Genomic DNA, 12807 nt, shown 5'->3' with positions numbered 1-12807 from the left:
AGGCACCCGTAATGACCACCACGCTGGAGCAGCCGACGCTGGCCGTGCACAACCTCGACATCAGCTACCGCAGCGGTTCGCGCGTGTCGCCTGTCGTGCGCGACGTGTCGTTCACGATCCGACCGGGCGAGGCGTACGGCCTCGTCGGCGAGTCCGGCTGCGGCAAGACCACCGTCGCCATGTCGATCATGCGGTACCTGCCGGACAATGCGGTCCTCAGCGACCGCAGTGGCATCACGTTCTCCGGTGAGGACGCGCTGTCCGCGGGCAAGGGCACGCTTCGCCAATGGCGCGGCGGACGGATCGCCATGGTGTACCAGAACCCCGGCGCGTCCCTGAACCCGTCCATGCGCATCGGAGCGCAGGTCGCCGAAGGCATCAGGGTGCACAGTGGACTGTCGAGCGCGGAATGCAAGGAGCAGGCACTCGAGATGCTGGCCAAGGTCCGAATCCCGGACCCGGCCGCGTGCGCTCGCCGGTACCCGCACGAGCTCTCCGGCGGCCAGCAGCAACGCGTGATGATCGCCATGGCGCTCTCCGGGAACCCGGATCTCCTGGTGCTCGACGAACCCACCACCGGCCTGGATGCGACCGTCGAAGCCGAGGTACTCGAGCTGATCAAGCAGCTGCGCGAAGAGTTCCACACCGCCGTGCTCTTCATCAGCCACAACCTCGGCATCGTGGCGCAGATCTGTGACCGCGTCGGCGTTCTCTACGCAGGCCGGCTGGTCGAGGAAGCTCCCGCAGCCGAGCTGTTCGCCTCTCCTCGGCACCCGTACACCCGCGACTTGCTGCGCTCCGTGCCACGCCACGGCGTCACCAAGTCAGCCGGCTTGCTCGCCACGATCCCGGGATCGCTGCCGGCGCCGGGTACCGCACTCACCGGGTGCCCGTACGCCGCGCGCTGCGAGCTCGCCACGGACCAGTGCCACACCGAAACACCGCCGACGGAATCGCTCGGCCCCGACCACTCCGTGAACTGCTTCCACCACGACCGGATCCGGACAGTGGGGGAAGCCCAACGATTCTCCGAAACCGAGCGGACGACCCAGGAAGTGCTGCTGGAAGTCCGCAACCTGACGAAGCGCTACCGCACCGGCGGACACGAGTTCACCGCTGTTTCCGACGTGTCGTTCGACCTTCACCGGGGCGAGGTCTTCGGCCTGGTCGGCGAATCCGGCAGCGGCAAGAGCACCATCGCCAAGTGCATCGCGGGGATGACCCATCCCTCCGGCGGCACGCTGCAGTTCGAGGACGTCACGCTCTCCAAGCGGCCCGGCCGCACCGAGCGGACGTTGCGCCGGAAGATCCAGATGGTTTTCCAGAACCCGGACAACGCGCTCAACCCGCGCCACCCCGTGCGAAGGATCCTGGGCCGGGCCGTGACCCTGCTGAACGACCGTCTCCGCGGCCGAGGGCGCGAAGATCGCGTCGAAGAGCTCACGTCGTCGGTGCGTCTCGAGTCGCGCCACCTCGACGTGCGCCCCACCGCGCTGTCCGGCGGCCTCAAGCAGCGCGTGGCGATCGCGCGCGCGTTCGCCGGATCACCCTCGCTCGTGCTGTGCGACGAGCCGGTCTCCGCCCTGGATGTCTCGGTGCAGGCAGCGATCCTGAACCTGCTGGTCGAACTCCAGGTGGCAAAGGACGTCGCGTACCTGTTCATCTCGCACGACATGTCCGTGGTCCGGTACCTCGCCGACCGGATCGGGGTGCTCTACCTCGGCCAGCTCGTCGAAATCGGCACGGCCGACGCCGTGTTCCAGCCGCCACACCACCCCTACACCGAAGCGCTCCTCTCCGCGGCACCCGACCTCGACCCGGACGAAACCCGCCGGCGCATCCGCCTCGACGGCACCTACCCCAGCGCGTCCACCCCGCCGAGCGGGTGCCGGTTCCACACACGATGCCCACGTGCGCTCGGCGACGTCTGCCGCACGCAGGAGCCGCCGTGGCAGGACACCGGGAAGGGCAACCGATACCGCTGCCACATCGCGCCGGAGGATCTCCTGCGCCGGATCAAGTCCGAGTAGGACCGACTCAGGCGGTTCCGGCCGAACCCCGGCCCGGCCGGAACCGCCTTTCCGCCTGCGGAGCCGAATTCGAGCGGTGAACCGGTCTCCAGCCGCTGTGTCCCACGACATTCTGCGGACAACCTCGATGAGAGCCGCAAGGTCATCGAGCAGATTCCCGAGTTCAGCACCGCCTCCGCGACCGAGCGGCTCGGCGATGTGGTGGCTTCGTGCTGTCTGGCGAAGGAATGCCGACCGGGGTGAAACGACGCGCGGTGTCAGCTCGCCGCAGCACGGCGAGCTGACACGCGAGCCCGATCGGGCCTGACGAACCGGCCGTGGCCGGGTTCGGCCACGATCTGCCCTCGATCGAAAACACGGTGCCCACGGACGAACGTAGTCACAACTCGCCCCGTGAACCTGGCGCCATCGAGGAACGTGGCGTTCGGCGCGGCCTTGGAGAAGCCCTCCGGGCGGAACGTCCACTGACTCGTGGCGTCGACGAGCACCAGGTCGGCGTCCGCACCCGGCGCGATCCGCCCTTTGGCCGGAAGGTCGAAGATCTCCGCGGCCCGGCCCGACGTGAGCCGCGCGACGTCGGGCATCGTCAGCCGGCCCTCGTGCACCGCGGTGAGCAGGATCGGCAGCATCGTCTCCAGACCCGGAAGTCCGGGTGGTGAAACGAAGATGTCCTCCTCCCCCGTGGCGATCTCCTCCGGCCGGTAGGGACAGTGATCCGTGCCGATCACGTCGATCCGGCCCGCGCGCAGCTCGTCCCACAGCCGCTCGACCGTCGCGGCGCTGCGCAGCGGCGGATTGCACTTCGCCCACGGACCGAATGCGAACAGGGCCTTCTCGTCGAGCTGCAGATAGTGGGGGCACGTCTCCACCGTCACCTGAACCCCGCGCGCTCGTGCCTCCGAGGCAAGGACAACCGACTCGGCACTGGACACGTGGACTGGCTGTACCCGCGCGCCGGTGGCGGCCGCGAGCGCCAGCACCGTCGCCACCGAGGCGTCTTCGGCGATCTCCGGCCGAGCCGCCGCGTGGACCGCGCCGGGCACTCCCTGCTGCCTGCGCGCAGCTTCGCCCGCCACGGTCAGGATCTGCTCGTGCTCGCAGTGCAAGGCGTGCACCAGCCCGGTGCGCGCCACTTCCCGCATGACCTCGTGCAGCCGCCCGGCGTCGGGGCAGGACAGGCCGCGGAACTCCGCCTCCCGTCCCGGCGCCGGAGCGTGCAGCCACGTCTTGAACGCCACCGCACCGGCCTCGGCCATCGCAGTGATCTCGTCGCGGTTCTCCCACGCCGCACCGCCGTAGAGTGCGTAGTCGACGAGGGCGTCGGGCTGCAGCTCGACCGCGCGCCGAGCGAGCGTGGCACCGGAGTTGACCGGTGGCTCCGACGTCGGCATCTCGCAGATGGTCGTCACTCCCCCGGCCGCGGCGGCCGCCGTGCCCGTGCGGAACGTCTCACGATCGGGCCGCGCAGGTGCTCGCAGGTGAACGTGCGTATCGACGAGTCCGGGGAGCAGATGCAGCCCGCCGGCGTCGAAGTGTTCAGCCGCCGCGGGCCGGGCACCGACGTCCAATACGTCGGCGACCTGCCCGCCGGAGACGGCCACCGTCGCCCGGCGGACGCCGTCTGCGCTCACCAGCTGCACGTCGTGCAGGACCAGGTCGTATTCCACGGTACTCCTTGTCGATCCACCAAAATTCTTGTCAGCACACGGTTCTGCCGTCACTGTGCGACGTAGCCACCGTCTGCCACGAGGGTTGCACCAGTGATGAAGGACGCCTCCGGCGAACACAGGAACGCCGCCGCGGAGGCGATCTCGTCAGGCCGGCCGAAGCGGCCGAGCGGCACCCGCCCGAGCGCCGCCGCCCTCGCCGCCGGGCCATCACCGGTCCGCGCGAAGCTGCGCTCGAGGAAGGGCGTCTCCGTCGGCCCCGGGCAGAGGCAGTTGACCCGGACGCCCTCGCCAGCGTGGTCCAACGCCAGCGACCGGGTCAGGTTCACGACGCCCCCCTTGCTCGCCGTGTACGCGACCGAGCCACGTGTACCGACGAGACCCAGCTGGCTGGCGATGAGCAGCAACGCTCCTGCGCCGGACCGGGCGAGATGGGGAATCGCGGCGGCAGCGAGGTGGAACGCCGCGGTCAGGTTGACCGACAGCACAGCGCTCCACTCCTCGGCTGTGAGGTCGGGTGCGGCGCCGCCGGCAGACATCGCAGCGCTGTGGACCAGGACATCCAGCCCACCGTCTGCCGCCGTCTCCCCAACAGCCTCTCGCGTCGCGAATCCGTCGGCGAGGTCGAGCAACCGGCCGCGGTGGCCCTCTCCCGGAAGCGTGTGGACCGCAGCCCGCAAAGCGTCAGGATCACGGTCGAAGACGGTGACCGTCGCACCCTCAAGCGCGAGTCTCCTGGCGATGGCCAAACCGATACCGGCAGCACCTCCGGTCACCACGGCACGGCGAGCTGTGAACCTCGCCGCGATCTGGACGTCAGTAAGCATGGTCACGGAGCCATTCGAGGTAGACGGCGAGTGCATCGGGAAGCGGAGTCGCCGCGCGGAAGGACAGCTCGCGCAACCTCGTCACGTCGAGAACGCCCTTGCGGTGCCCCGGCGGCAGGCTGAGGTAGAACGGGGCTTGTCCCGCTCCGGCCGGCCCGGCGGCGGAGTTCACCGCGTCGGCAAAGGCGGCCAGGGTGATCCCCGTTCCGGAACCCACGTTGTAGAGCCGGTGTGGCGGATCCACTGCGGCGAGTGCCGCGATGCCTTCGGCGATGTCTCCAACCCACGTCGGGTCGAACCGCCGCCCCGCCTGCTCCGGTTCGACGCGAACCGCGCGTCCCGCCAGCGCAGCGCGGATCGCCTCCCAGGGCAACGACATCACCTGACGAGTCCCGGTGTCACGTTCGAGGGGACCGTAACAGGCCGCCACCCGCGCGATCACGGCTCCGGCTTCTGCCGCCAGCTTTTCGGCCGCGAGCTTCGAGGCCGGGTAGTCGCCAGGATCGGTCCGAACCGGACTGTCCTCGTCGATTACTGCGGTGTCCGCGTAGACCGACGCCGACGAAACGTAGACGACTCGTGCCGTCGCCGCGGCGGCCAGCACCGCTGCTGTGCCGCCGACGTTGACGTCATCGAGGGTCCGGCGATCGCCGTTGGTCACGGCAGCGGCGTGGACCACCACGTCCGGCCGGACGTCGGCGAACACCGCTGCCGGCGTCCGCACGTCGAGCTCGCGGAATTGAACGGTGTGATCGCCCCACAGCGCCCGGACGTCCGGAGACGGTTCCACCAGATCCGCCGCGACGACGCGGCCGCCCCGCGCGGCCAGAGCACGGACGAGGTGAGCCCCGAGGAATCCGGTGCTGCCCGTCACGATCGTCCCGGCCACGTTCACACGGTCCAGGACGATCGGCGTACATGGTCGAAGAACGCTCTCGTGCGCTCGTGCGCGGGGTTCTCGAACACCACCTCCGCGGGACCCTGTTCGGCGATGTGACCGCCGTCCATGAACACGACACGATCGGCGACGCGTCGCGCGAAGCCCATCTCGTGTGTCACCACGAGCATGGTCAGTCCGTCGTCGGCGAGCTGCTTCATCGTTTCGAGCACTTCACCGACGAGCTCGGGGTCGAGTGCCGACGTCACCTCGTCGAACAGGACCAGGCGCGGCTCCATGGCCAGCGTCCGGGCGATCGCGACCCGCTGCTGCTGGCCACCGGAGAGCTGGCTGGGATACCTGTCCTCGAAGTCCTCCATCCGAACTCGGGCGAGGAGCTCCCGTGCCTTTGTCCTCGCCTCGCCGGGATCGGTGCCGAGCACGCGCACCTGACCTTCGGTCACGTTGCGGAGCACGGTGAAGTGGGGCCACAGGTTGTACTGCTGGAAGACCATTCCGACGCGGCTGCGCAGAGCGCGCATCGCCTGCTGTTCTTCCTTCCCCGTCATCTCGGCGTGCAGGCGCACGCCGTCGAGCGTGACTTCGCCTGCGGTGGGCTTCTCGAGCCAGTTGACGCATCGCAGCAGTGTCGACTTGCCGGTGCCGGAGGGCCCGATGATCGCCACGGTCTCGCCTGCGTGGACCTCGAGGTCGATCCCCCGGAGGATTTCGTTGGTACCGAAGGACTTGTGCAATCCGCTGAGGTGCAACAGCGGGAGCGCGGCTTCGGTGGCCGGCTGCTGTGTCATGGCTTGCTCCGGTCGGCTCATCGATCAGGAAGGGCGAAGCGGCGTTCGCTGTAGCGCTGCGCCAGCATCAGCAGACTGGTCACGACCAAGTACAGCAACCCGGCGGTGCCGAGGATCTCGACCGCCCGGTAGGTACTCGACACGATCTGCTGCGCGTTGAGCATCAGGTCCGGGACCGTGATCACGGAGACCAGCGCACTGTTCTTCACCAGTAGAATCGCGTTGTTGATGTACGGCGGGATGACGATCCGCACAGCCTGAGGGAGCACGATCCGGTGCATCGTCTGCACGTAGGTCATGTTGACCGCCAGTGCTGCCTCCGTCTGCGTTCGCGGGATCGCTTCGATTCCGGAGCGGATGATTTCCGCCTTGTACGCCGCGGAGTTCAGTGTCATGCCGATCACCGCCGCCGCGAACGCCGGGAGCTGCAACCCGAAGCTCGGTGCCGCATAGTAGATGAAGAACAGCACCAGCAGCACCGGGGTACCGCGCATGATCCACACGTAGATTCCCGCGAGGACCCGCAGCCACTGGCGGTGCGAGATCCGGGCCATGGCGATGAACGTGCCGAGCACGGTCGCCAGCACCAGGGTGATGGCCGAGACCTCAACGGTGACGAGCAATCCGTCGAGGAGCAACGGGAAGTACTGCGCCACGACAGAGAAGTCGAGATTCATGGCTGATTCCTCTTCGTCGCGCTCACTGCTTGAACGGTTGGCCGAGCCACTTCTGAGCGATGCTCTGGTACGCGCCGGCCTTCTTGGCGTCTTCGATCCCCTTGTTGACGGCTTGCAGCAGGGCGTCCGAACCCTTCGGGACACCAACGGCCAGCGCGGTCCCGTCCGTGCCGTTCCGCGACACCTCGTATCCGGCACCGTCACCCGACTTGATCCAGTACAGCGCCAGGATCCGTCCGGTGACCATGAGGTCGCATCGGCCGTTCTTCAAATCGGAGAACGCTTCCGCCTGGCCGGGATAGCGAGTCACCTTCGCCGCTCCCCCGATGCGCTGGACGGGAGCCTCACCATTGGACGAACCCGCGACGACGCACACGCTCTTGCCTTTGATGCTCTCCGGACCGGTGATCCCGGTTTCCTTCTGCGGGTAGACCGCCACGGCGTCGTCGTACCCGATCGGCTCGGAGAAGTCGACGACCTTTTGCCGGTCGGGCGTCACGCGCAAACCCGACATCGCGATGTCGAACTTCTTCGCCTGGAGGCCGGGCACGATGCCGGAGAAGTCGAGGGTCTTCCACTCGACCTTCGTTCCGAGGCTTTTCGCGATCAGATTGGCCCAGTCGGCGTCGATGCCGACGAAACCTCCGGAGGGATCGCGGAAGATCGTCGGCGCGTTGTTGCCGGACGTGCCGATCGTGATGGCTCCGTGGGACTTGATGTCGTCCAGGTTCGACCCACCCGACGAACAGGCGGAGACCGAAGTGAGCGTCAACCCCGCGGCGAGGGCCGAGAGGCACAGACGCAGGGTGTGGCGTGGATTCATGATGTTCTCCTCGACGGTGAGGATCAGTGGGACGGGGAAAGCCGGGCGGGGAAGATGTGCGAGAGAGCCCTCATGCGCCTCGGGGGACGACATTGACCGACGCGCAGGAACCGCGGTTCGTACTGCACGACACTGACTGTCACTGTGCCGTTCGGCGGCGGGCGCCTGGTCCTTCCCGCCGGTTCAGCTGAAGATCTCCGCCGGTTGCGCGGTCTCCAGCATGGCGAGAACGCGTTCCCGCAAGGTGTCCAAGTGCTCGGCCATGGCTTCTTGGGCGGCCGGTGCGTCGCGGTCGGAGATGGCGGCTGCGACACGCTGGTGCTGTTCGCCGCACCGAGCGCTCTCGGACATTTCCGGTACATCACGCTGACGCAGGGCCCATGTCAGCACGTAGTAGTTCTCGATGTCGGCTGCGAGCTTGGTGTTGCCCGAGCCGGTCGCGACCAAGGTGTGCAAGATCCGGTCCGCTCCACGGCGACCGCATTCGTCGCTGGCGATGGTGCAAGCGAGTCCCTCGTCCGCCGCCTTTCTGATCTTGCCGCAGACCTCGTCGCTCGCCCGCTCGGCCGCAAGCCCCGCGGCAAGCGACTCGAGACCGCGGCGCACCTCGTAGGCGTCTTGAACGACCTTGACCGAAGGCTGGACAACCCGAAGTCCACTGCCGGGCCCAGGCTCGACGAGCCCCACGTGCTCGAGACGGATCAGCGTCTCACGCACCGGAGTCTTGGAGACCCCGAGCATCGAAGCGAGCTTGGCCTCCGACAGCCGCTGCCCCGGCTGCAGCCGACGATCGACGATTGCCTGCCGTATCTCGTCGAAGACACGGTCGGTGATGTTGTCCCGCTGAACGTCGAGTGGATCGAGCATCACCAGCTCCGTATCTCATATCCGTATCTCGTATCTGGATACGGGACTATATGCTCAGCGCTAGCTCGGGTCAATACCGCCCGACCTGGATGTTTGCAGGATCCAGCGACCCGGGGTCCGAAATGAATCCCGATCAACGGCGACCATATTGCGAGGGATCGATGAGTGTGGCGGTCGGGATCGACATCGCGAAGGAGTTCCACTGGGCCGCGGGGTACTCGCCGACTACGGCACGACACTGCTGTCCCGACGGGTGGGCAACGACCCGGACAGCGAGAGGCGACACGAGGCCGCTCGCGCCAGCCCCCGTAGGCAGCAAGGCCCACCCGTCGCCGTGACCGGTGGAGACCTCAGCCGCGGCGTTGAGAACTTCCGCTCGAGGCCGACGAAGTCGTCGTCGGTCAGCGCCAGCACGTGCCGGGCGTCGAGAGCGCGCCACGTTCGGCGAAGCTCCCGACGCCCGATGAACGCTCATCCCGTCCGGAGGCCCCCGGCTTCTTCAGCACCGAATGGGGAGCTTCAACTCGTTTTGTCAAGCGAATTATCGTCCAATTTTTTTGACCGATGGATTAATCTTCTCGCCCTACCAGCGATCGCCCACCACAGCCGGCGCCGTCGCCCGGCTGTGGTTTGACGAGCGGCAACCTCAGCTGCTGGCCCACGTTCGCGCGGCTCGCCGCACAAATCGAACGCCACAACCAGAGCCCGGTCGTCTACCTCCCCGCTGAGCGGACAACCACCCCAGCGGAGCCATTGGCACGCACATGTGTCGATCACGCATCGCGCCATCGTTCCAGGCGGTCACCCGCCGCGTATTCGGGTCACAGATGACGAAGCCGGCGAAGTGGCAGTCCTCCTGACGAAGGCACTGAAGGCCGTGCGCACACGTCGTAGCATCGTGCGCGCACGATCACAATTGGCCTGCCATTTGCGAGCGACGGGTGCTGAGCGTCCCCGAGACCGAACGCTGAGCGCCCGCCGGAACCGAACGAGACACCAGTCCTCGCCGTTGACGATGGCCGTCTGTGGACGGCGGTTGACGCGGCGAATGATCACCGGGCATCCGAATCGCTGCCCGACCGGCCGTGATCGTCGGGGCGGAATAGTCGGGCCGGAAGGCCATACCGTGCAGCACCCGGCAGCTGAGAGAATCTTGGCGAAATGCAAAAGCTGGCCATGCACGGACCAACGCGATCAGGTAGCAATGGTCGAAGTGCACCTCGTTGTCGCACGGCGCCGGTGTGGGGTGTTTGCCTCCACTCGGGTCGCCTTCGTCAGCAGACTCCGGGTCGAGCGAACGAGAGGAGATCGAGTTGAACGAAGCACGCTACACGTTGGGGAGCTCCGCGCCCGAGCTGGAACGACTTGAACGCCAAGCGGCGTTCCTCCGACCCCACACTGTGCGGCTGCTGGACGAGGCAGGGATCCGGCAGGGGATGCGCGTACTCGACATCGGTTGCGGTACGGGCGACGTGACCAGGTTGGTAGCGCGACTGATCGGCCCCGATGGATTTGTCGTGGGCGTCGATCAGAGTCCCGAAGCGATCGCCTTCGCACGAGCGCGGACACCGACCGCGACCGGAGCTGAAATCCGTTTCGAAACCAGCGACGTCGAGACCTTCTCCGATCGTGAACCCTTCGATGCGGTCGTCGGTCGATATGTCCTGAATCACCAAACCGACCCGGTCGGCTTTCTCCGCGCGGCGGCGAGCCACGTTCGTCCTGGCGGTGGCGTTCTCGCCCTCCACGAGATCGACCCTGAACGCGGAATTTGGTCGTACCCGCCGGTGCCACTGTGGGACATGCTCCACGAATGGGTTAGATCGACGATGAGGAAGAACGGCTTGCCCCACCACGCCGCATCGCGGCTCTTCCCGCTCTTCGCCGACGCCGGCCTGCCGCCGCCACAAGTGTCCTGTGCCAACTTCGTCGGTGGTGGCCCCGACAGTCCGCTGTACCAGTGGATGGCCGACGTAGTCCGAACTGTTCTGCCGATCCTGACTGCCGCGGGGATCGACACTTCCACCATCGACGTCGACACGCTGGCCGACCGCCTGCGAGAGCAAACGCTTCACACAAACAGCCAGATCGAAGGACCAGGACAGTATTTGGCGTGGGTAAGGTTGTGACTCGCTACCGACGTGGTCTCCCACCGGCAGGAGGAGGAAGAGTCCGATCGGGAAGCGATCACTCCTTCTCAGGGGGATCAGGCTGAAGGACGACTCCCACCATCGCCGGCCGGGACAATCGGCGGCACTAAGAGCTTGTCTCATGTGGTCAGTTTTCGGAGTTTCTTCCAGCAGGTCACGGCGGCTGCGTGTTGAAGGAAGGCGAGGATGTGTGGGGCTTTGCGTTCGTAGCGCAGGGTCAGGCGCCGGCATCCGGTCAGCCAGGCGATCGTCCGTTCGATCGCCCTGGGGACGCGCCACGAACACCGGGATCAACGGCTCCACCAGATCCCACAGCTCGTCCGCCACCAGCCGCAACGACAAACGATCCTGACGCATCAGTCGTTGATCACCACGTAAGACACGCTCTAAGGTCGTGCAGATTCGCCGAGAGCATGTCCGCATCGAGAACGGCGCGGTATCGCTGCATGTCGACAGACATCTCCTGGCGATTCCACCGAAACTGGGAAGGCTCCTGGCGCAGCTGGCCGCGAAGCCCAGAAGCGGAACGCGGGCGTTGAGCCGGTTGCCTGGCGAATCGCCTCTGCTCTATCCCGGCAAAGCCGCTCACCGTCCTGTCCTGCCCGGCACGCTCTACTGCCAGCTTCGCGAGCACGGTGTCGCTGTCCTGTCCGCGTGTAACACTGCACGGCTCGCGCTCGCCGCGGAGCTGCCGGCGGCCGTGCTTGCCAGCTCGGCCGGGATCGAGGTCACCACTGCGGACGCCTGGAACAAGCGAGTCGGCTACGACTGGGCGCCCTACATCGCGACCGAAGACGCCACTCAGGCAGGTGCGAGTGCGGCGAACTCGTCAGCTGACCTGGCTGCGGCGTTCGGCCGGAGCGATTACCGCTGAGCCGGCCAATGCGCTGGCCCCGTGGGACGCGAATTCGACAGCGTGGTGTGGTGCCAGACATCATCGCGGGAAGGCGGTGGGTTCGCGGGAGCCAACGGGCGTACTTGTCGAGTCTAGGGCACCAGACAGACCGCCGCGTCGGCGAACGCGTCGATCGGCGGGGATCGGCGCGAGGCGAGCCAGGCCAGGCAAACGTGGTTCGGCCCGATGTCCTCGACCGGGACGCCGATGACGTCCGGGCGGGTGTAGAACGTCGCCGTCGACAACGGGATCACGCTGATCCCGGCCCCTGCCGCGACCAGTTCAAGCTTCTCCTCGACGCTCTCGATCCGCCGGACTTCCGGCCGGTCGTGCCGGCGGAGCTCGAGGGCGATGTCCCGCCATTCCGGGACGGCGTCGGGGTCCTGCAACAGGTGCTCGCCGGCGAGCTCGGCGACCGGCACGGACTCCTTCCCGGCCAGGCGGTGCCCGGCGGGAACCATGACGACACGGGGTTCGGTGAACAGCGACCGCACCTCCAGGCCGCGCTGGTCGACCGGCAGGCGCACGATGCTGACGTCCGCTCGGCCGTCGTGCAGGACTTCGACCTGGTCGTGCCAGCTGGTGCGCAGCAGGCGGACGGTCAGGTCCGGGCGCCGCTCGGCGAGCACCCGGATCGCCGGGGTCACGACGATGCCCGGCATGAACCCGACCGTGAGGACCGGCTGCGCTTCGGCCGCAGCCGTGACCCGGCGGTGCACGGCTTCGGCCGCGGCCAGCAGGTCGCGGGCGTCGGCGAGGAGCTGTTCGCCCGCCGCGGTGAGGACCGTACTCCGGCGGTCGCGGACGAACAGCGCCGTCTTCAGCTCGTCTTCGAGGGCGCGGATCTGGCGCGACAACGCCGGCTGGGCGATGTGCAGGCGCGCCGCGGCCCGGCCGAAGTGCAGCTCTTCGGCGACCGCGACGAAGTACCGCAGCTTCCGCAGGTCGAAGTCCACGTGGCGCACCTCCCGCTCTCGTCACCGCCATCATCGCAGGCCTGTGATGCCGCCGCGGCATCACAGCGCGCGGAACGGGTCTTGGACGCGCCCGGGGCGCCGGGGTCACCGTGGAGGGGCAACGGAACACGATCGAAAGGACTTCCCAATCGTGATGTCAAGCGGTTGCGGTGACGGGAGGTGAAGCGTGGTAGCACTTCCCGTCGCGGATCATCGCCCACAACACGTT

At 67.4% G+C, this 12807-nt stretch carries 11 protein-coding genes and 2 pseudogenes; 3 read left to right on the top strand and 10 right to left on the bottom strand.

Annotated features, from left to right (window positions below; genetic code table 11):
• The first annotated feature begins 11 nt into the window (after positions 1–11).
• Positions 12–2030 carry a dipeptide ABC transporter ATP-binding protein gene (locus ACWEOE_RS39060; protein ID WP_452018364.1) on the top strand — a complete coding sequence of 673 codons (2019 nt, stop codon included), beginning with the start codon at positions 12–14 and terminating at the stop codon, positions 2028–2030.
• Positions 2031–2287: 257 nt separating this feature from the next.
• On the opposite strand, the gene allB is transcribed toward ACWEOE_RS39060, so the two are convergent.
• The 7 genes from allB to ACWEOE_RS39025 all read right to left on the bottom strand — a co-directional run bounded on the left by allB (position 2288) and on the right by ACWEOE_RS39025 (position 8577).
• On the bottom strand, positions 2288–3697 hold the full coding sequence (gene allB / locus ACWEOE_RS39055; RefSeq protein WP_452018362.1) for an allantoinase AllB: 1410 nt from the start codon (positions 3695–3697) through the stop codon (positions 2288–2290).
• Positions 3698–3747: 50 nt separating this feature from the next.
• On the bottom strand, positions 3748–4524 hold the full coding sequence (locus ACWEOE_RS39050; RefSeq protein ID WP_452018436.1) for an SDR family NAD(P)-dependent oxidoreductase: 777 nt from the start codon (positions 4522–4524) through the stop codon (positions 3748–3750).
• On the bottom strand, positions 4514–5413 hold the full coding sequence (locus ACWEOE_RS39045; RefSeq protein WP_452018360.1) for an NAD-dependent epimerase/dehydratase family protein: 900 nt from the start codon (positions 5411–5413) through the stop codon (positions 4514–4516). The genes ACWEOE_RS39050 and ACWEOE_RS39045 overlap by 11 nt, the downstream gene beginning before the upstream one ends.
• Positions 5414–5415: 2 nt before the next feature.
• Positions 5416–6210, bottom strand: coding sequence for an amino acid ABC transporter ATP-binding protein (locus ACWEOE_RS39040; protein WP_452018358.1), 795 nt, complete (start codon positions 6208–6210; stop codon positions 5416–5418).
• A gap of 17 nt (positions 6211–6227) precedes the next feature.
• Positions 6228–6887 carry an amino acid ABC transporter permease gene (locus ACWEOE_RS39035; RefSeq protein ID WP_360596428.1) on the bottom strand — a complete coding sequence of 220 codons (660 nt, stop codon included), beginning with the start codon at positions 6885–6887 and terminating at the stop codon, positions 6228–6230.
• A gap of 22 nt (positions 6888–6909) precedes the next feature.
• Positions 6910–7710 (bottom strand): substrate-binding periplasmic protein, encoded by an 801-nt coding sequence (locus tag ACWEOE_RS39030; protein WP_452018355.1) that lies wholly within the window; start codon positions 7708–7710, stop codon positions 6910–6912.
• A gap of 183 nt (positions 7711–7893) precedes the next feature.
• Positions 7894–8577: a GntR family transcriptional regulator gene (locus ACWEOE_RS39025; RefSeq protein ID WP_452018353.1), complete on the bottom strand. Its 684-nt coding sequence runs from the start codon at positions 8575–8577 to the stop codon at positions 7894–7896.
• 1313 nt (positions 8578–9890) lie between these two features.
• Between ACWEOE_RS39025 and ACWEOE_RS39020 the strand changes: the two genes are divergently transcribed.
• Positions 9891–10706: a class I SAM-dependent methyltransferase gene (locus tag ACWEOE_RS39020; RefSeq protein ID WP_452018351.1), complete on the top strand. Its 816-nt coding sequence runs from the start codon at positions 9891–9893 to the stop codon at positions 10704–10706.
• A gap of 140 nt (positions 10707–10846) precedes the next feature.
• On the opposite strand, the pseudogene ACWEOE_RS39015 reads toward ACWEOE_RS39020, so the two are convergent.
• Positions 10847–10987, bottom strand: a pseudogene (locus tag ACWEOE_RS39015) (IS5/IS1182 family transposase); the annotation flags it as partial.
• A pseudogene (locus ACWEOE_RS39010) lies at positions 10971–11084 on the bottom strand (IS5/IS1182 family transposase); the annotation flags it as partial. The pseudogenes ACWEOE_RS39010 and ACWEOE_RS39015, both read right to left, overlap by 17 nt.
• Before the next feature lie 37 nt (positions 11085–11121).
• On the opposite strand from ACWEOE_RS39010, the gene ACWEOE_RS39005 reads away from it, so the two are divergent.
• The gene (locus ACWEOE_RS39005; protein WP_452018349.1) at positions 11122–11601 is read left to right on the top strand and encodes a hypothetical protein; all 480 of its coding nucleotides are present in this window, start codon (positions 11122–11124) and stop codon (positions 11599–11601) included.
• 113 nt (positions 11602–11714) lie between these two features.
• On the opposite strand, the gene ACWEOE_RS39000 is transcribed toward ACWEOE_RS39005, so the two are convergent.
• Positions 11715–12578 carry a LysR family transcriptional regulator gene (locus ACWEOE_RS39000; protein ID WP_452018347.1) on the bottom strand — a complete coding sequence of 288 codons (864 nt, stop codon included), beginning with the start codon at positions 12576–12578 and terminating at the stop codon, positions 11715–11717.
• Between the last annotated feature and the right edge of the window lie 229 nt (positions 12579–12807).

The sequence above is a fragment of the Amycolatopsis sp. NPDC004368 genome (assembly GCF_053602515.1).
Note: the sequence above shows the minus strand (reverse complement) of the source record. Positions and strands in the feature narration are given on the sequence as shown.

Excerpts from the sequence above, each read along its gene's own strand:
- ACWEOE_RS39060 (WP_452018364.1), top strand. The coding sequence starts at position 12 with ATGACCACCACGCTGGAGCAGCCGACGCTGGCCGTGCACAACCTCGAC.
- ACWEOE_RS39035 (WP_360596428.1), bottom strand. The coding sequence starts at position 6,887 with ATGAATCTCGACTTCTCTGTCGTGGCGCAGTACTTCCCGTTGCTCCTC.
- ACWEOE_RS39050 (WP_452018436.1), bottom strand. The coding sequence starts at position 4,524 with ATGCTTACTGACGTCCAGATCGCGGCGAGGTTCACAGCTCGCCGTGCC.
- ACWEOE_RS39030 (WP_452018355.1), bottom strand. The coding sequence starts at position 7,710 with ATGAATCCACGCCACACCCTGCGTCTGTGCCTCTCGGCCCTCGCCGCG.
- ACWEOE_RS39025 (WP_452018353.1), bottom strand. The coding sequence starts at position 8,577 with ATGCTCGATCCACTCGACGTTCAGCGGGACAACATCACCGACCGTGTC.
- ACWEOE_RS39040 (WP_452018358.1), bottom strand. The coding sequence starts at position 6,210 with ATGACACAGCAGCCGGCCACCGAAGCCGCGCTCCCGCTGTTGCACCTC.